This window comes from Acinetobacter lactucae, assembly GCF_001605885.1.
Lineage (GTDB): Bacteria > Pseudomonadota > Gammaproteobacteria > Pseudomonadales > Moraxellaceae > Acinetobacter > Acinetobacter lactucae.
On record NZ_LRPE01000023.1, the window covers coordinates 260,052 to 279,277 of the forward strand.

Sequence of the window (19,226 nt, forward strand, 5' to 3'; positions counted from 1 at the left end):
AATGGCTACTTTAAATCCACGTGACGTTGTCATCGTTGATGGCGTACGTTCTGCAATGGGTAAAACCAAAAACGGTATGTTCCGTAATGTACGTGCTGACAGCTTATCTGCTGAATTGGTTCGTGCACTCGTTGCTCGTAACCAGTTTGATGTAAACGAAGTTGAAGACCTAATCTGGGGCTGTGTAAACCAGACTTTAGAACAAGGTATGAACATTGGCCGTAACATTGGCCTACTGGCTGACTTACCAAAAACTGTTGCTGGTCAAACGGTAAACCGTCTTTGCGGTTCTTCTATGCAAGCGCTTCATACTGCTGCTGCACAGATCGCAACAAACCAAGGTGATATCTTCATTATTGGTGGTGTAGAGCACATGGGTCACGTAGGTATGATGCACGGTATCGACTTAAACCCAGAAGCATCTAAACACTATGCAAAAGCATCTAACATGATGGGCTTAACTGCTGAAATGTTAGGTCGCATGAATGGCATTAGCCGTGAAGAGCAAGACGCTTTTGGTGTTGAATCTCACCGTCGTGCTTGGGCTGCAACTCAAGAAGGTCGTTTCAAAAACGAAATCGTTGGTGTTGAAGGCCACGATGCAAATGGTTTTAAAATCCTTTGCGACATCGACGAAGTAATTCGTCCAGATGCAAACCTTGAAGCATTCAAAGCACTACGTCCTGTATTTGACCCGAAAGGCGGTACTGTAACTGCAGCTACATCTTCAGCTTTATCTGATGGTGCTTCTGCAATGTTACTTATGTCTGCTGAACGCGCACAAGCATTAGGTTTAAAACCACGCGCTGTAATTCGTTCTATGGCGGTTGCAGGCTGTGACGCAGCAATCATGGGTTACGGTCCAGTTCCGGCAACTCAAAAAGCACTTAAACGTGCTGGTTTAACGATGGCTGATATTCAAACTATCGAATTAAACGAAGCATTTGCTGCTCAAGGCTTATCAGTAATGAAAGGCTTAGGTATTTATGACAAGCAAGACATCATTAATTTAAATGGTGGTGCGATTGCTTTGGGTCACCCACTAGGCTGTTCTGGTGCTCGTATCACCACTACGTTGTTAAACGTAATGGAACAACAAGATACTCAAATTGGTCTTGCGACCATGTGTATCGGCCTTGGTCAAGGTATTGCAACAGTGATCGAACGTGTTTAATTAACAGCAAGATAAAAAAATCCCCGCTCAATGTGGGGATTTTTTTATCGACCAGCTAATCCATTTTCGATTTTCTTCTGTAAATCTATAATGTCATTAATATTCACTTTCATCGTACCCTCACGATAAGCATCGACATTACTTCGGTAAATTTTCAGAGGCTCTAACATCTTAAAAATACCATTGGTTGGATCAGAAGACTGTATCCCACCTGCTACCGCTAAAATGTATTGTTGTAAGAATGGAGAAAGTTGGGACAAATCTGGCTGCGCCATGACTGGCTGATAATCTACCGTAGTCATGCCTTCAGGAACCAAAGCATTCTGTATATCGTAATGCGTTTTATACTCACGATGTTGCAGCGCCTGACGCACTTTTTTATCTTCTTGGAAAGGTACAAACCCCACCTCTTCACGTAGCTCAGATTCAGCCATCACGCGAATTGTAGGTAAGGTAGCCACTTCTTCTGCTTGAACAGTCGGTAAACCCATAAAAGCAAATGCAGCAATGAAGGCTGATTGTTTTAGAAAGTTCATAACTTGCTCCAAAAATCAGTCATCCTATTTCAATTAAAAGATGATGATTAAATTAAAAGTATCTATAAATAGGCTACAACAAAGTCGAATTTGATTCAGTAATGCTCAGATAAACGGTAAATATAATTAAATTTTTTAATGTAATAGTAGGGTTCTTCTATTTATTAAAACTGCATTCTAATAAAACACTCTATAATTTGAATAAAAGTGTTCAAATTATAGAGTGCGATTTATCTTATAAATTTTATTTGCTTTCTAACATCTCTTTTAAAGAATTCACGACTTGCGGAAACGTCGTATAACCTTCTCTACCTAAAAAATGCCCGCCATTAGGAACGGTAATGTACGGCGCATCAATTTCTTTCGCCAATTCAATCGTCAATTTTGGCGGAACCAAATCATCATTATCAGACAAATACACTAGCTTTTTCTTTATACCCTTAAAGTAATTTGTATCGATTTTGCTTTTTGTTATATAACCATCAAGCGAAGAAAAATCTGAAATTGGTCCAGAGAATCCAGATACTAAAATTATTCCACCAATATTTTGGTAATCGTGTCTTTGCAAAAAGTGCAGTAACGTAATCACCCCTAAACTGTGTGCAACAAAATAAGTATTTTCATCTACCGCAGGAATATTTTGGTCTAAAACTTTTTGCCATGCCTCTGCATCCGGATTCTCAGAATCTGGAAACGGAATTAAGGTAACCTTTGTATTTTCATTTTCTATTTGATGTTTTAAATCTAGAAACCAATGATCATCGATAGAAGCAGAATAACCATGAAGCACAAATATTTGACGCATGTTCTTCTCCTGAAGTTCAAGTGTTTTGGCATTTGCAACAAATGACATTAATCCGAATAACACCAATAAAATGAGTTTTCTGATCATTGAACAAGTACCATTTTGAAAGATAAAAACATGCTAAACTATGACACCACTGTTAAGGTCAACCCCATTTTATGAACTTAGCTAAAGTTTCAGAGCTCACAAAAGTAAGTCCTCGAATGCTGCGTTATTACGAAAGTTTAGGACTTATACAGCCTCATCGAGCAAGTAATAACTATCGAAGCTACACAAAAAAAGATATTGAAACTATTAAGAAAATTAAAATATTGAATGATGCAGGCATGCACCTAAAAGATATTCAGGTTTTGCTGCCTTGTTTTGATTTAGATGAACGTGTATTTACACTGTGTTCAGTGGTTCAAGAGAAACTGCAAACTGAACTCATGCATGTGTCTGAGCAGTTAAACAAACTACAAACTTCTCAAAGTTTATTACAATCTTTTTTAACCAAAGGAAAAGCCGAGAGTACCAAACTATAATTCTTGATGCTCACACTCTGCTTATTCTTTTAAATCTCCTTCGAGTGCAGCCACATTTTTTTTCTTAATTTTTTCAATTTTTGCATTTAGTTTTAAAACATCTTGATAAAGCCCATTAAACTTTTTGACCTGTGCATTTTCGTGAAAAAGAATCATCTGATCTTTCTTTTGCCATTCATAATTTTTTAGAAGCTTAAACATTTGTTCTGCTTTATCTAAAATTTGTAGTTCAATCATAAAAATTGCATGGTCTTGATCTGCTTTTTGCTGAGTTCCCAATTTCATTTCAAGGAGTTGCCTCATTTCTGCATCAACAGATAACTCTTGAACCTTTGCTAAGAAAGTTTTATGAATTTTTTCATATTCAGTTTGATACTGATCTGAAGCCATACGGACATCAGCTAACATCTTCTCGGTTTCTACAAACTTTTGCTTTTTATCAAGATCTAGACGATCAACATTTAAAAAAGTATCCCATTTGGCGGCTTTGAGTTCTCTTAAGTATGCATTTCGTGCATTAATATTTTGAATCCAATAACTTAAAAGAAATTCTGAAATTTGCTTATAGTGTCCTGCCAAACGTTTATCATGAATATCAAGCTGGACGGGTTTAGACCAGTCTTGCGCTTGTTCATAGAGCTGATTCATTTTTTCAGTCATGACGACATCAAACATTTGACTACTGTCTTTGGCTTGCTGCTGTTTGATATGCTGATAGGTGAAAAAAACAATGCTTGTGATAACAATCAGACTTGCAATCGCAATCAAAACTCGGCGCATACACACCTCCTATTTCCCTTCTTATAGTTTTGCTCTTTATAGTTATAAAATAGAGCTTATTCTTCTTTATATGCCATTTATTTCACAATACGCAACACTGTATTCGCTACTCAAAGCTTTAAATCCTTGTGCATCATCCCTATTATGATGGGTAATTAAAATTTATGAGATTCTCCCATGCGTGTTGATGTCTGGTCTGATGTAGTTTGCCCTTTTTGTTATATCGGCAAAAAACGCCTTGAACATGTAGCTGCTGAAGCAGGTATTGATCTTGAAATCCACTGGCATAGTTTTGAATTAGATCCTGATGCACCAGCAAAACATGACACTTCGAATACTGAGCGCTTAGCTAAAAAATATGGCCGTACTTATGAAGAGATGGAAGAAATGGAGCGCAATATTGCGGCCATGGCTGCCTCTGAAGGTATTGATTTCCAATGGCAAAAGGCGAACTCAGGCAATAGTTTTAATGCACACCGTATTATTCACCTTGCTCAAAGCAAAGGTTTAGGCAATGAAGCTAAAGAAGCTTTCTTCCATGCTTATATGACAGAAGGTCTCGCAATTGGCGAACGTGAAGTTGTAGAAGAAATTGCATCTCGTATTGGCCTTGATAATGCCGAAGTTGAATATGTATTAGATACCAATGAACTATCCGACTTTGTCCGCCATGATGAAAAAATTGCACGAGAACAACTCAATGTAACTGGTGTACCATTTTTTGTCTTTGATCAAAGAATTGCCCTTGCTGGAGCTCAACCTCGCGAAGTCTTTTTACAAGTGTTAGAAAAAGCGCAAATCAAGGCAAATACTGAAGAAGTAGAGCAAGATGATGCAGCTGTTTGCACTGATGAATCATGTGATATTCCACAGAAATAAATCAACACAATTAAAAATGTGATCAAATCGTATGTTTTATCACCATTTTAGCAATAGAGCGTTCTAAAAAAAGAACTATCCAATTGCCAAAAATCAGTTTATTATTGCCGCTTAGAATATTCGCGCTGTAATGTTCTGTTTTTTATGTGTTTAATGATCGGAATTTGAAGTTTCCTTGATCTATCATCCCCCATTAATGGGGGATTTTTTTTGGCTAAAAATAATCGCTACTAGCTTAAACTTTTTCATTTATTTCAAATATGTAAAAAAAGTTAAATTTACTTAACTTTTGTGTCGCCCTCTTGATTTTATTAGAAAAATCAACAAAAGTGGAAACAACAACAAAACATAAAGATAGATATGAAAACATTTCATGTAATGCCGTACCGGCAGCTTTTTGCACTTTTAACAATTGGATTTGGTTCAGTATGCATCACTCATGCAGAGGCCACCTCTTCTTCTACTACCCCACAAGTAGGGAGTACATCAGCTGGAGTACAAAGCGAAGCTACTACAGATGAAAATGTATTAGATAAAATACCGCGTTGGGTGGACGCAACTCCAACCATTTTTCCAGAGCAGTCTAATCATTCTATAGTTCCCCCTACTGAACAAACAGAAGATCAAACTTGGGTTGACCGCAAACAAAAGAAAATTCGTAATTGGGCCGATCGTACGTCTGAAAAAATTGATGATTGGTTTGGTGAAGTCGATCCACAAAAACCTGCTACCGCGACCATCCGTGTAATGGTCGATAACTATTGGAATGAATACGATAACTATGAAATCAAACCCAGAATTCGCGGTAAGATTAAGCTGCCGACTCTAGAAAAACGTCTAAGCGTGGTATTTGGTGATGATTCTTTAGATGATGAATTTAATAACAGTCCAGCCAATATTAATCAGAACCCGAATCAAGATCCAAATAAAAAATTAGATGGCAAACGAACTCGAGATGACAATAGTTCGATTGCCTTACGTTGGTCAAATTTTTCTAAAAAACTGCCTTTCGAAACCGATGCCGACTTAGGTATTCGTTCTGGGGACGATATTTATGTTCGTTTAAAAGCATCAAGAGATTGGCAACTCCGTAATGATTTTAAGTTCTATGCTGAACAAATTTATCGTTATGGAATAGACAGCGAAAACTATTTACGTACCAATCTTGAACTGACTCATGCCAGACCAAATCAACCGTTTTTATCGAATCAGTTCAGCCTGACCTATGCGGATGATCAAGATGACGATCTAGCTTGGGAAAACAGAACTTTCCGCGAACATCATTTCTTTGCAAACAACCGTTTTAACTATGGTATTTATACAGGTGGTTATTACAAAGACAATGACCTACGTTTAAATAGTTGGGGACCGTTTGTTTCATGGCGCCAACCCGTTTTACGTGAATGGTTCTTTGTACAAGGTGATGTAAATTACTTTAATGACCACCGCGAAGATCGTAATCATTTTGTCAGCACCTTCTTACGCTTAGAAGCACTTTTTTAAGCTAGCCAACGTCACCTTGGAACCTCATCCAAGGTGATGAATAATAAAATCCCTTTAAATAAAATTTTAAGCTTAGCCTTCTAAAGTACTGTTCTAATTTTTTTTATTTTTGATTCCTTCTCTCTAAAAATGAATCAATTTTCTTCTTTTTCATTTCAAAATAGATCGGCTATCTTCATTTGTATTTATAGTTTGGGTGTATTGGCTTTACTTCCCCATTCTCAATTTTTTTATCACTCTCTAAAACATAAAAGGTCACGGCGTTATCCCTACTCTTCTACAAGTTTCGCACAAGTAAAACTGCAATCACTTTCACATTCTCCTTGTGAAGTAGCGCCAAACAATACCTTATCTGATGCTACTTTAATTCAAGAGCTTATGGCTGTATTCGGAAATGATACGTTCTGGAAACGTGCGACTCAACGTGAACAAACGTATAAAGCTTTGGGTAAAAGAAAGAAGAAGAATTCATCAACCCAGGTTTCTATCATAAATCCACTGAGTGCGAGCTGGGCCACCATTTCAACTTGGATGCCTTTTGAAAATGACCTTGATTTAGGTTCAAATTCAGATAGCGATATCTACGTACAATTTTTAGCAAAGAAGAAATGGAATTTGAGACATAACATTAGCATTGATACAGAACAGATCTTTCGTTACGGCTCTACCAGCCGAAATTATTCTGAAACTACCCTAAACTTAACGCAGAAAATGCAAGACAATACCCTTTTCGCTAACAAATTTAATGTGAATAAGAGTGAAAATGAAGATTACAACTGGGGTAACTGGACTTTCCAGCAATTTGAGTTTGTAAAAAATAATAGCCTTACTTATGGTGTGTATAGCGGTGGCGTCTACACCAAAAATGATATCCGACTCAATAGTTGGGGCCCCTACATTTCATGGCGACAACCGATATGGAGAGATTGGATTTTTATGCAAAATGATCTTAATTTTTTTAACCATCTTGATGATGACTCTAAACATCAGCTTAGTGTCCAAATGAATCTAGAAGCTAATTTTTAGCCAAATATCATCAAGTTGTGGATAACTCTTTCTTTATCCACAAAAAAAGCCCCTGATAGTTCAGAGGCTTCTTTTAAAGCTAAATTATTTCAACAATAAGCTATTAATACGTTTTACATAAGCTGCTGGGTCTTCCGGTAAACCACCTTCAGCAATAACAGCCTGATCAAAAATGACATTAGCCAAGTCATCAAACTGCTCTGAACCATCAAGTTTCTTCACTAAAGGATGCTCAGGGTTAATTTCTAAAATCGGTTTAATTTCCGGCACCGCTTGGCCTGCTTGTTTGAGCATACGAATCAGTTGAGGAGATAACTCACCTTCACTTGTCACTAAACACGCTGGAGAATCAACTAATCGTGTAGTTACACGTACTTCTTTAGTTTTAGCCTTTAATGAGTCACTTAGTTTCTCAACAACAGGCTTAAACTGCTCAGCAGCTTGCTCAAGTGCCTTTTTCTCTTCAGCGTCTTGCAAATCACCTAAATCAACAGCGCCTTTAGACACATTCTTTAATGGCGTACCGTCAAACTCATGAACAAAATTCATTGCCCATTCGTCAACACGCTCTGCCATTAATAATACTTCAATGCCTTTTTTTTTGAACAACTCTAACTGTGGTGAGTTTTTCGCTGCTGCTAGACTGTCAGCAGTCACATAATAGATGGCTTTTTGGCCCTCTTTCATACGTGCCTTATAGTCAGCAAAAGAAGTCGTTACTTCATCATTTGTTGAAGTCGCATAACGTAATAATTTTAAAATACGTTCACGGTTACCAAAGTCTTCACCCAAGCCTTCTTTGAGTACTGAGCCAAACTCACTATAGAAAGTCTTGAATTTTTCTTGGTCTTTTTCATCTTCCGATTTAGCCAAACCATCAAGTACGGTTAATACACGGCGTGCATTACCTTCACGAATCGTTTTGACATCACGGCTTTCTTGCAACAACTCGCGGCTAACATTAAGCGGCAAATCAGCACTATCCACTACACCTTGAACAAAGCGTAAATAGTTTGGAATTAAATTATCCGCATCATCCATAATAAAGACGCGTTTTACATATAGCTTAATTCCCGCTTTTGCTTCACGAGTAAAAATGTCATGTGGCGCTTTACTTGGAATATAAAGTAATTGGGTATATTCAGTACTACCTTCAACACGGTTATGTGCCCATGCGAGCGGTGCTTCAAAGTCATGAGTTAAGTTTTTATAGAACTCAATATATTGCTCTTCAGTCACGTCGCTTTTGTTACGTGTCCATAAAGCACTTGCCGAGTTGATCGCTTCCCACTCGTCAGTTTTGACCATTTGGCCGCCTTTAGGCTCTTCACCTTCAGCAACCTCTTCTTCTTGCCAAACTTCTTTTTGCATTTCAATTGGCAGACTAATGTGGTCAGAGTATTTATTAACAATCTGCTTAACTTTATAAGATTCTAAATAATCAAGTGCATCATCACGTAAGTGAAGAATAATGTCGGTACCACGTGAGGCCTTATCAATTTGCTGAACTTCAAACTCGCCTGTACCACCACTAATCCAGCGCACCCCTTCAGATGCATCTAGACCCGCACGGCGTGATTCAACCGTAATCTTGTCTGCAACAATAAAACCAGAATAGAAACCAACACCAAATTGACCAATCAATTGAGCATCTGCTTTTTGATCACCCGTCAATTTTGACATGAAATCTTTAGTACCTGACTTCGCAATCGTACCTAAGTTATCAATTGCTTCTTGCTGGCTTAAACCAATACCGTTATCAGAAATTGTTAAGGTTTTATCTTCTTTATTTAAGCTGATTCGTACGTGCAAGTCCGGATCATTTTCATAATATTCAGGATGATTAATTCCTTCAAAACGTAACTTATCACATGCATCTGATGCATTAGAGATAAGCTCACGCAAGAAAATCTCAGGGTTAGAATAGAGAGAATGCGTCACTAAATGTAAAAGCTGGGCAACTTCTGCTTGGAAACTATAATTTTGTGATGCTTGTTCACTCATAAATCACTCCTTAAATTTTGAAGCTGTTTGTTCTCGAATGCTTTATGAATGGAGTACTTCTAGAATTTTTCAATCCTGAATATCAAAAATTTTTAATCTAATTAAAATGGGCCGTGGCTTAACACCCTATCTTGCAATATCGTATCTAACTGCTTTTGACGTTGTTGGTAAGCTTTGCTAATACAACTGACATTGGCAGCACAAGCATTTCTTTTTTTCAGCCATTGCTGCTGAGTATCTTTTTGGTTATCTCGTCCACCCATCGGTAAAGCATGCAGAATGATTTGATACGTCGTTGCCATTTTTACATCTGCATCGTTTAAAGAACGGTTTTTACAAATGCTTTTTTCTGTTTTCGTTTTTGCAGCATCGCACGAAAAACTTGCAGCTTGTAAATTTTGAGTAAAAGCAATACCGCTCAAAAGTGCTAAACAAATCGCTAATTTGTTATTCATGTTCTTATTCCCATGCTTGTAATGAATAGAAATTAGTTTAGAAAAAAACTTGCAGAAAATATGTATAAAACTGTCTGTTTTATGCTTTTTTTAGTGCAAATAAAATCCTTAAAAAAACCTCACATAAAATATATGTGAGGTGCCTGAGTCTAGGTTTTATTATTATATTTTTTCTATTTATTATTATGCTTAAAATTTATAGCTATAACCTAAAGTGTAAACAAAAGGATTAATATCTAGATCAAATTTAGCGCCATTTGTTAAAGTAACTTCTGGGCTTAAATCAGCATAACGAACATCTACAAATACACCCCAATTTTTAGCATCAGCAGGTTGGAAATTAAATCCAACTTGTCCTGCCACACCAAAATCTTCTTTTACTTTGTCAGCAACACCTTGCTCGTCCCAAGGAATAAATGCTGTAGCACCGATACCAATATATGGAGTAAAACGAGTCGAGTTTTTAAAATGATATTTAGCAGTAATCGTTGGTGGTAACTGTTTAATACGCGCTACTTTGTTTCCATCTAACAAAACATCATGATTAACTGGTGTTGCTAACAATAACTCTGCCGAAAATGGAGATTGGCCAAAGAAGTATTCTACTGATGGTGTAAATGCATATTCATGATCTGCTTTTACCACGCCTAAAGCTGTTGTTGTATCTTCTGATGGAGCAATAACACTACCACCAAATTTCACTTGCCAGTTACCAGCAAAAGTAAAAGAAGACATCCCCATTAATGCAATAACCAAAGCTTTTTTGAACACTTTAATATCTCCAACCTTATTTATATTTATAATAAACACTTATTTTAAAACCTTGCAATACTCATTATAAAATTATTTTAGTATTTATTTTTAAATAACTGTTTTAAATAAAATTATATATTAACCAACCATTTTAATAGGTTTTTATTTCAACCTTATTAATCAAGATTATTTTATATTACCAACTATTTTAATAAACTTTTTAATTCCGAGTATTTTAATATAATTTATTTTAAATACATATTTTATTTAGACAACAAAAAACCTTCTTAATTGAAATCTAAAGATTATGATTAAGAAGGTTTACACTTTAATATTTTATAAAAACTTTATAAAACCATTGCAGCGATCCAGCCAAAAATTAATAGCGGAATATTAAAGTGAATAAAGGTAGGTACAACTGTATCCCAAATATGATCATGTTGCCCATCTACCCCTAAACCAGCTGTTGGCCCTAAGGTTGAATCAGAAGCTGGCGATCCAGCATCACCTAATGCTGCTGCCGTACCAATAAGTGCAATCGTTGCTAATGGTGAGAAACCAAACTGCACACATAAAGGCACATAAATAACAGCTAATACAGGAACACTTGAGAAAGATGAACCAATACCAATTGTGACAAATAGACCAATACAAAGCATTAAGAATGCTGCAAGCGCGCGGTTATCTCCAATAATCTCGACTACACCATTTACTAACTGATTAATATCACCAGTATGGGTCATGACCGAGGCGAAACCGGCAGCAGAAATCATGATGAAACCTACTAAAGCCATCATACGCATGCCTTGTACAAAGACATCATCAGCATCTTGCCATTTGAAAATTCCGGCAGTAGATAGAACAGCAAAACCGACTAAACCACCTAAAATCATCGAACCTGAATACAGCTGCGCAGCGAGCGTTAAGCCAATTGCGAGCAATGCCATCAAGATTGTTTTCTTTGCAATAACCGGGGCTTGCTCTGCCTCATGCTTTAACTCCTCAGCATCTGCTTTTAAATCAGCTGTTTGAACTTCTGTATTTGCACGAAGAGGTTTATCTAAATCGATCGTGGTCACAGGCGTGATATTACGATCTGCATAAATTCTTGGTTTACGGTAGCTAATAAATACCGCAACCAAGGTGCCTAAAACCATTCCTAAAACAGGAATAGCCATGCCAATTGGCATCATTGCTCGATCAACATGTAAGCCATACGCCGCACCAATCTTGTTGATATTTCCCATCAAAATCTGTTCAAGGAAAATTGCACCAAAACCAACTGGAAGAAAAATATAAGTCCCGACTAAACCTAGCGTAAGTACGCAAGCTGCTGCTCGACGGTCTAATTTTAGATGGTTCATTACTTTTAATAGTGGCGGCACCAATACTGGTATAAAAGCAATATGAACCGGAATAAGGTTTTGAGAGAAAATAGCAGAAATTAATAAAATACCTAAGAGTAGATACTTCACTTTAGTCTGACGGCTTTTCCCAGCCTCCATTCCCAATAAACCAATCAGCTTATGAGCAAGTAAATCAGGTAATCCAGATTTTGAAAGTGCCAGAGCGAATGCCCCTAACACCGCATAGGCAAGTGCAACTTCAGCACCATCGCCAAGACCAGCGTTAAAAGCTTCAACGGTTTGAGAAAGGCTTAAACCTGCTACGAGGCCGCCCACAATGGCAGAAACCACTAAAGTCAGTACGACAGATACGCGCGCCAGTGATAATAAGAACATCACTGCAATCGCAATAACGACAGCATTCATGAATAAGTTCAGAGCAAAACAAAAGGCGATATTCTAGCAGATTCATATCTATGAAGCCGAAAATATCGCCGAATTAACAGTTTTATGCAGTTATTTCACTGTTAAGCTTGAGCTTTAATAAACTCACGAATATGAGTTGCTATTTTCTCTGGCTCACTCAGAATCGCCCAATGATTTGCGTTAAGCTCTACATATTCAAATTTTTCAACCCACTTTGGCATAGCCTCAGTGATGTATTCAGGACTCACAAAAGTATCATATTTTAAAATAACGGCTTTTACTGGGCACTGTGCATAACGTTGACGTGGGCCAGTTAAGCGAGGAATAAAATTGGCACGATATAAATTAATGCCATATTTTCCATCAGCATTAATATTATTATTTAAAGGTAAATTACTTTTTCTTTCTAATTGAGTAAGAATTTTCCCCCATTTTTCTGGGCTAAAAAGAGACCATACTGTTGGTGCTATTAACGGAAGATGAAATGCGCCGATATACCAAGATTTGGTTAATATTTTTAAGATTTGGGCTGGCGAAGATTTAAATTTATCACGTAAAAATAAAGCGGCATGATCAAGACACGGCCCAGAAATGGTTGTGTATGATAATAAACGTCCTTTGAACTTAGGCTCGGTAACCGATTCCCAAGACTGAATAGAACCCCAATCATGCGCAGCCATATGGAATTGGCGATTCGGTAATAACTCATCTACCACTTCTTGGAGATCTAAAGATAAACGCTCTAAACGGTAATCACGTATACGTTTTGGTATAGATGACAAACCTGCTCCACGTACATCGTAAGTAACAATGTAGAAGTCATTGATTAAATGTTCAATGATTGATTCCCATACTTCTTGATTGTCAGGATAACCATGTACTAAAACCAACGGTGTATTTTTTTCGTCGCCCCATGTTTTGGCACAAAGCGTTTGTTGATCACTTGTTGTTACTGTATGAACTTTTGGCTGCATAATCATTTCCTATCTTGTTTTTCAATCGATCATGTCGTTAGTCGGATAGAGCATTGCCATCAATATAAAAAAGATGATACTTATCTAGTATGAATACTGTTTCAATAAAAAAAATTGACTATTATGGCTATTTTAAGAAGACTTCAGAACAATCCTACGATTTCAAAATTTCTATTTAATCACTATCCCCCTTATCGTGGCGCGGGGATTTATATTGAAATCATGAATTTAGAACTTTGCCATGTGCGTGTAAAGATGCCACTGACTTGGAAAAACCAAAATTTAGTCGGAACACATTTTGGTGGAAGTCTTTATTCAATGGTTGACCCATTTTATATGATGATTCTTATGCATCATCTCGGATCAAAATATATTGTTTGGGATAAAGCTGCTGAAATCAATTTTCTTTCCCCAGGGCGCAGCACTGTACATGCAGATATTCGAGTCGATTTAGCCGAAATTGAACAAATTCGTGAACTTGCCGAAAACTATGAGCCCGTTCTAAGAACCTATCATCTAAATATTTTTGATGAATCAGGAGTAAGAATTGCAGAGGTTCAAAAAACGCTTTATATCAGACGTAAAAAAGCGAAGCCCTTCCCTCAATAAAAATAAGCGCTATAAAGCGCTTATTTTATGAATCTTCTAAACCTTTTATCTTTTCTCTTCAATTGCTGCACCAGCACCACCACCGATCGCACCACCAATTGCAGCACCAGAGTCACCACCAATCAGTGCTTTACCTACTACAGAACCGATACCAGCACCAATTGCACTCTTAGTCGTTGTCTGTTTACTACCACCTTGAGTATTAGAACCAACGCCAGCACCTACCGCTGCGCCTAAGCCTGCACCAATGCCTCCACCTACATGGTTACCTAAACCACCACCAAGTGCTCCACCTGCTGCTGCCGCACCAATACGTTGATCAGATGGGCTCATATTTTGACAGCCTGTGAACATAAGTGTAGACAACATTAACGCAGAAACTAATCCAATTGTTTTTTTCATGACCGTACTCACTACTATCTGTTCTAATGAAAAGAATAATCCCCTTTTATGAGGAATTTGATCAGATTGTGTTATTCGTCTGTCCTAATCGATTGATATTTTGTAAAGCTCATCCTTATAAGCTCATTAAACAAAATTTTAATTATAAAAAGGCGTAAAAAAAGAAGTCTTTAATCACATAAAGACTTCTATGGTTTAACAATTATTAAGGATACTTTTAGTATTTACCTTTTTTCTCTTCATAAGCTGCGCCTGCACTACCACCAAGTGCTCCACCTGTAGCAGCACCAGCATCACCACCAATAATTGCTCCACCTAAGACCGCACCAACACCAGCACCAATTGCACTATTACGTACGGTTTTACTGCTAGATCCTTTGGCATTAGCAGCAACACCTGCGCCAAGTGCCGCTCCTAGACCTGCACCAATATTACCACCCACATGTTTACCTACCGCACCACCTGCACCACCACCAATTGCAGCTGAACCAATACGTTGACTTTCTGGGCTTGCATTCTGACAACCCACAAACAAAGTTGCTGACATCAAGCCAACACCAACAATCATCATCATTTTTTTCATTAGATTTACTCCAGTCTTCATAAGCAGGTAGCCTAGTGTGTTTTTATGGAGTCTTTATCCCGCTTTAGTAATAAAATAATGACTCTTTAATATGTTTATGTAATTACAACTCTTAATTGTTAAAAATAACTATAAATAAAAAAGGCACCCTGAGGTGCCTTTTTTAGTGCCAGTCTAAACTTAGAATTGTTCTGAGTTTAATGCTTGGCTGAATGCTTGGTCTACTTCGCTGAAGTCATTGTGAAGCTCATGTTCTGCAGCTTCTGCTTCTTGACGACGACGTTCTAGGTGGTATGCAAGACCAGTACCTGCTGGAATCAAGCGACCTACTACAACGTTTTCTTTCAAGCCACGTAAATCATCTTCTTTACCTGTTACAGCCGCTTCAGTTAACACACGAGTTGTTTCCTGGAACGATGCAGCAGAGATGAACGAGTCAGTAGAAAGCGATGCTTTCGTAATACCCATTAATTGACGTTCAAACTTCGCAGGGAACTTGTTCTGAGCCAAGACAGCTTGGTTCTCTTGAACAACACGGATGTAATCCACTTGCTCGCCTTTGATGAAGCTTGTATCACCACCATCAGTGATATCAACTTTACGCAACATTTGACGTACGATAACTTCAATGTGCTTATCGTTGATTTTTACACCTTGGAGACGGTAAACGTCTTGAACTTCGTTCACGATGTAGTTAGTTAATGCAACTTCACCTTTCAAACGCAAGATGTCATGTGGGTTTTGTGGACCATCAGAAATAGTCTCACCACGGTTCACATGCTCGCCTTCGAATACGTTGATTTGACGCCATTTTGGAATCAATTCTTCGTAAATCTCAGAACCATCATCAGGAGTAATTACCAAACGGTTTTTACCCTTAGTCTCTTTACCGAAGCTTACAACACCTGATACTTCAGCAAGAATTGCATGCTCTTTTGGTTTACGCGCTTCGAACAAGTCAGCTACACGCGGAAGACCACCGGTAATATCACGAGTACGTGATGTTTCTTGTGGTACACGACCAATAACGTCACCCACACCGATCGTTTCGCCATCACGGACAGTCACGATTGTGTTTTGTGGCAAGAAGTAGAACTGTTCGCCGCCATCTGTTGTATCCAACACGATTGCAGGACGTAAATCTTTACCAGAAGCAGGACGAGCTGTTACAGGCAAGATTTCAACAGTAGTCATACCAGTTGCATCGTCAGTTTTCGATGTTGCAGTTACGCCATCAGCGATTTGGCTGAAACGTGCTTTACCAGCAACTTCTGTTACCAATGGATGTGTATGCGGATCCCAAGTCGCTACGATACCGCCAGCTTCTACAGCTTCACCATCTTTCAACAAGATGCTTGCACCGTAAGGAAGTTTATAGCGCTCACGCTCACGACCTAAATCATCGGCAATACCAATTTCACCTGAACGTGAAACTGAAACCAAGTGGCCTTTTGCATGTTGTACAGTTTTCACGTTATGGAAACGTACAGTACCTTTGTTACGTACTTGAACACTGTTCGCAGCAGAAGTTCGGCTCGCAGCACCACCAACGTGGAACGTACGCATCGTTAACTGTGTACCTGGCTCACCAATTGACTGTGCAGCCATTACACCCACTGATTCACCTGGGTTCACCAAGTGACCACGTGCAAGGTCACGACCATAACAACGAGCACACACACCGAATGTTGATTCACATGCGATTACTGAACGTACTTTAACTTCATCGACACCAGCTTCTTCAAGCTGAGCTGCGATTTTCTCGTCAATTAACGTACCACGAGGTAATACAACTTCATCATCAGATGCACGACGTACATCTTCAGCAGTTACACGACCTAATACGCGGTCACGTAATGGCTCGATGACATCACCACCCTGAATGAATGGTGTCATTACTAAACCACCCGCTGTACCACAGTCAGGTTCAGTAATTACCAAGTCTTGCGCTACGTCTACAAGACGACGAGTCAAGTAACCAGAGTTCGCAGTTTTCAATGCTGTATCGGCCAAACCTTTACGCGCACCGTGTGTAGAAATAAAGTACTGAAGTACTGTTAAACCTTCACGGAAGTTCGCTTTAATCGGAGTCTCAATAATCGAGCCATCCGGTTTTGCCATCAAACCACGCATACCAGCAAGCTGACGAATCTGCGCCGCACTACCACGGGCACCAGAGTCAGACATCATATAGATGCTGTTGAATGATTTTTGCTTCTCGTCTTCACCTTGTTTGTTTTTCACAAGTGTATAAGACAAGTTATCCATCATTGCTTTAGCAACTTGGTCGTTTGTACGCGCCCAGATATCGACAACTTTGTTATAACGCTCACCAGCAGTTACGAAACCTTGTTCGAACTGTTGTTCGATTTCACGAACTTCTGTTTCCGCTTTATCAATAATTGTCTGTTTAGTAGGTGGAATAAGCATGTCTTCCATACCTACCGATACACCTGAACGAGTCGCTTGACGGAAGCCCAAGTACATTAATTGGTCAGCGAAGATAACTGTATCTTTCAAACCAAGTTTACGGTAGCAAGAGTTGATCAATTTAGAGATATTCTTTTTAGTCATCTCAAGGTTGATCATGTCAAAGCTTAAGCCTTGTGGAACAATTTCCCAAAGCAAACAACGACCAGGAGTTGTGTCAACAATAATAGTTTGATGTTCACGCTCACCATTTTCATTGATAACAGTTTGATGTACACGTACTTTAACACGTGCATGGATCGCAACCTGACCAGTAGCAAGTGCACGGTTTACTTCATGCGTATCCGCAAACACCATGCCTTCACCTTTGGCATTTACAGCATCACGTGTGATGTAGTAAAGACCCAAGACAACGTCCTGAGAAGGAACAATGATCGGTTCACCGTTTGCTGGTGACAAGATGTTGTTTGTTGACATCATCAATGCACGAGCTTCTAACTGTGCTTCAAGTGTCAATGGAACGTGTACCGCCATTTGGTCACCATCGAAGTCGGCGTTAAACGCAGCACAAACGAGTGGGTGAAGACGGATTGCCTTACCTTCAATAAGAATAGGTTCAAATGCTTGAAGACCTAAACGGTGAAGTGTTGGCGCACGGTTCAACATTACTGGGTGTTGACGAATTACAGAAGCAAGAACGTCCCAAACTTCCGGAGTCTCACGCTCAACCATTTTCTTCGCAGCTTTAATGGTAGTCGCCTGACCTGAAGCTTGTAGTTTCGCGAAAATGAATGGCTTGAATAATTCAAGTGCCATTTTCTTCGGTAGACCACATTGGTGAAGACGTAAAGTAGGACCTACAGTAATTACCGAACGACCAGAATAGTCAACACGCTTACCTAATAAGTTCTGACGGAAACGACCTTGTTTACCTTTGATCATATCTGCCAAAGATTTTAATGGACGCTTGTTAGAACCAGTAATTGCACGACCACGACGACCGTTATCAAGCAATGCATCTACAGACTCTTGTAACATACGTTTTTCGTTACGTACGATGATATCTGGAGCAGCTAGGTCGAGAAGACGCTTCAAACGGTTGTTACGGTTAATGACACGACGATATAAATCGTTCAAGTCAGAAGTCGCGAAACGACCACCTTCAAGTGGAACTAATGGACGTAAATCAGGTGGAAGTACAGGAAGTACATTCATCACCATCCATTCTGGCTTGTTGTTTGAATCTTTGAATGCTTCCATCAATTTCAAGCGTTTAGACGCTTTTTTCAACTTCGTTTCAGAAGTTGTTTGAGGGATTTCTTCACGTAAACGTGCGATTTCAGCTTCAAGATCGATATCTTTCAACAAGTCCTGAACCGCTTCTGCCCCCATTTTCGCAGTGAATTCATCACCGTGTTCTTCAAGTGCATTGAAGTACTCTTCGTCTGTTAAAAGTTGATACTTTTCAAACGGAGTCATACCAGGGTCAGTTACAACGTATGATTCGAAATACAATACACGTTCGATATCACGCAGTGTCATATCAAGTAATAAACCGATACGGCTCGGTAACGATTTTAAGAACCAGATATGTGCAACTGGAGAAGCAAGTTCAATGTGACCCATACGTTCACGACGAACTTTCGCTGTAGTTACTTCAACGCCACATTTTTCACAAATGACGCCTTTGTATTTCATACGCTTGTATTTACCACACAAGCATTCGTAATCTTTTACTGGACCAAAGATTTTGGCACAGAACAAACCGTCACGTTCTGGTTTAAAAGTACGGTAGTTAATTGTCTCAGGTTTTTTAACTTCACCATGAGACCATGACTTAATCATTTCTGGTGACGCAAGACCAATACGGATACGGTCAAACTCAATTGGTGCATGACCATCTGAGTCCGTTTTCTTACGCATGATATCGAGCAAGTCTTTCAATTTTTTTCTCCGTGTGTCGGGAAGCAACGCTTACCCGACTGGGTCACAAATATTGTTTTTACCTAAAAAATCG

General features: G+C 38.7%; 17 protein-coding genes. 6 read left to right on the forward strand and 11 right to left on the reverse strand.

From position 1 onward, the window contains the following. The first annotated feature begins 1 nt into the window (after position 1). Positions 2–1,174: an acetyl-CoA C-acyltransferase FadA gene (fadA, locus tag AWW73_RS10830; protein ID WP_005065826.1), complete on the forward strand. Its 1,173-nt coding sequence runs from the start codon at positions 2–4 to the stop codon at positions 1,172–1,174. 44 nt (positions 1,175–1,218) lie between these two features. Here the strand turns inward: fadA and AWW73_RS10835 are convergent, their stop codons facing one another. Together AWW73_RS10835 and AWW73_RS10840 are read right to left on the reverse strand one after the other, a co-directional pair. Next, positions 1,219–1,710 (reverse strand): hypothetical protein, encoded by a 492-nt coding sequence (locus AWW73_RS10835; RefSeq protein WP_061874442.1) that lies wholly within the window; start codon positions 1,708–1,710, stop codon positions 1,219–1,221. A gap of 244 nt (positions 1,711–1,954) precedes the next feature. After that, positions 1,955–2,602 (reverse strand): RBBP9/YdeN family alpha/beta hydrolase, encoded by a 648-nt coding sequence (locus AWW73_RS10840; protein ID WP_062849632.1) that lies wholly within the window; start codon positions 2,600–2,602, stop codon positions 1,955–1,957. A gap of 71 nt (positions 2,603–2,673) precedes the next feature. On the opposite strand from AWW73_RS10840, the gene AWW73_RS10845 reads away from it, so the two are divergent. Beyond that, positions 2,674–3,039: a MerR family transcriptional regulator gene (locus AWW73_RS10845; RefSeq protein ID WP_016144145.1), complete on the forward strand. Its 366-nt coding sequence runs from the start codon at positions 2,674–2,676 to the stop codon at positions 3,037–3,039. Positions 3,040–3,060: 21 nt separating this feature from the next. Here AWW73_RS10845 and AWW73_RS10850 read toward each other — a convergent pair whose 3' ends face one another. After that, positions 3,061–3,819: a hypothetical protein gene (locus tag AWW73_RS10850; RefSeq protein WP_062849633.1), complete on the reverse strand. Its 759-nt coding sequence runs from the start codon at positions 3,817–3,819 to the stop codon at positions 3,061–3,063. 177 nt (positions 3,820–3,996) lie between these two features. On the opposite strand from AWW73_RS10850, the gene AWW73_RS10855 reads away from it, so the two are divergent. From AWW73_RS10855 to AWW73_RS10865, 3 genes are all read left to right on the forward strand, one after another. After that, positions 3,997–4,698 carry a DsbA family oxidoreductase gene (locus tag AWW73_RS10855; protein ID WP_032005715.1) on the forward strand — a complete coding sequence of 234 codons (702 nt, stop codon included), beginning with the start codon at positions 3,997–3,999 and terminating at the stop codon, positions 4,696–4,698. Positions 4,699–5,058: 360 nt separating this feature from the next. Then, the gene (locus tag AWW73_RS10860; RefSeq protein WP_062849634.1) at positions 5,059–6,201 is read left to right on the forward strand and encodes a hypothetical protein; all 1,143 of its coding nucleotides are present in this window, start codon (positions 5,059–5,061) and stop codon (positions 6,199–6,201) included. A 129-nt stretch (positions 6,202–6,330) separates the two neighbouring features. Next, the gene (locus AWW73_RS10865) at positions 6,331–7,227 is read left to right on the forward strand and encodes a hypothetical protein (RefSeq protein WP_062849635.1); all 897 of its coding nucleotides are present in this window, start codon (positions 6,331–6,333) and stop codon (positions 7,225–7,227) included. Between the two features lie 84 nt (positions 7,228–7,311). Here the strand turns inward: AWW73_RS10865 and htpG are convergent, their stop codons facing one another. From htpG to AWW73_RS10890, 5 genes are all read right to left on the reverse strand, one after another. After that, positions 7,312–9,231, reverse strand: coding sequence for a molecular chaperone HtpG (htpG, locus tag AWW73_RS10870; RefSeq protein ID WP_062849636.1), 1,920 nt, complete (start codon positions 9,229–9,231; stop codon positions 7,312–7,314). 101 nt (positions 9,232–9,332) lie between these two features. Continuing rightward, complete coding sequence (locus AWW73_RS10875) at positions 9,333–9,686, reverse strand: lysozyme inhibitor LprI family protein (RefSeq protein ID WP_002114852.1); 354 nt, start codon at positions 9,684–9,686, stop codon at positions 9,333–9,335. Positions 9,687–9,875: 189 nt separating this feature from the next. After that, the gene (locus tag AWW73_RS10880) at positions 9,876–10,457 is read right to left on the reverse strand and encodes an OmpW/AlkL family protein (RefSeq protein ID WP_016144139.1); all 582 of its coding nucleotides are present in this window, start codon (positions 10,455–10,457) and stop codon (positions 9,876–9,878) included. A 329-nt stretch (positions 10,458–10,786) separates the two neighbouring features. Continuing rightward, the gene (locus tag AWW73_RS10885; RefSeq protein ID WP_016142410.1) at positions 10,787–12,211 is read right to left on the reverse strand and encodes a Na+/H+ antiporter family protein; all 1,425 of its coding nucleotides are present in this window, start codon (positions 12,209–12,211) and stop codon (positions 10,787–10,789) included. Positions 12,212–12,312: 101 nt separating this feature from the next. Continuing rightward, positions 12,313–13,191: an alpha/beta fold hydrolase gene (locus tag AWW73_RS10890; protein WP_081409580.1), complete on the reverse strand. Its 879-nt coding sequence runs from the start codon at positions 13,189–13,191 to the stop codon at positions 12,313–12,315. 117 nt (positions 13,192–13,308) lie between these two features. On the opposite strand from AWW73_RS10890, the gene AWW73_RS10895 reads away from it, so the two are divergent. Beyond that, positions 13,309–13,794: a DUF4442 domain-containing protein gene (locus AWW73_RS10895; protein ID WP_005079397.1), complete on the forward strand. Its 486-nt coding sequence runs from the start codon at positions 13,309–13,311 to the stop codon at positions 13,792–13,794. A gap of 45 nt (positions 13,795–13,839) precedes the next feature. Here the strand turns inward: AWW73_RS10895 and AWW73_RS10900 are convergent, their stop codons facing one another. From AWW73_RS10900 to rpoC, 3 genes are all read right to left on the reverse strand, one after another. Further along, positions 13,840–14,196 (reverse strand): hypothetical protein, encoded by a 357-nt coding sequence (locus AWW73_RS10900; RefSeq protein WP_002115127.1) that lies wholly within the window; start codon positions 14,194–14,196, stop codon positions 13,840–13,842. A 217-nt stretch (positions 14,197–14,413) separates the two neighbouring features. After that, on the reverse strand, positions 14,414–14,779 hold the full coding sequence (locus tag AWW73_RS10905; RefSeq protein ID WP_031947183.1) for a hypothetical protein: 366 nt from the start codon (positions 14,777–14,779) through the stop codon (positions 14,414–14,416). Positions 14,780–14,959: 180 nt separating this feature from the next. Then, complete coding sequence (gene rpoC / locus AWW73_RS10910) at positions 14,960–19,153, reverse strand: DNA-directed RNA polymerase subunit beta' (RefSeq protein WP_025470536.1); 4,194 nt, start codon at positions 19,151–19,153, stop codon at positions 14,960–14,962. Positions 19,154–19,226: the final 73 nt, after the last annotated feature.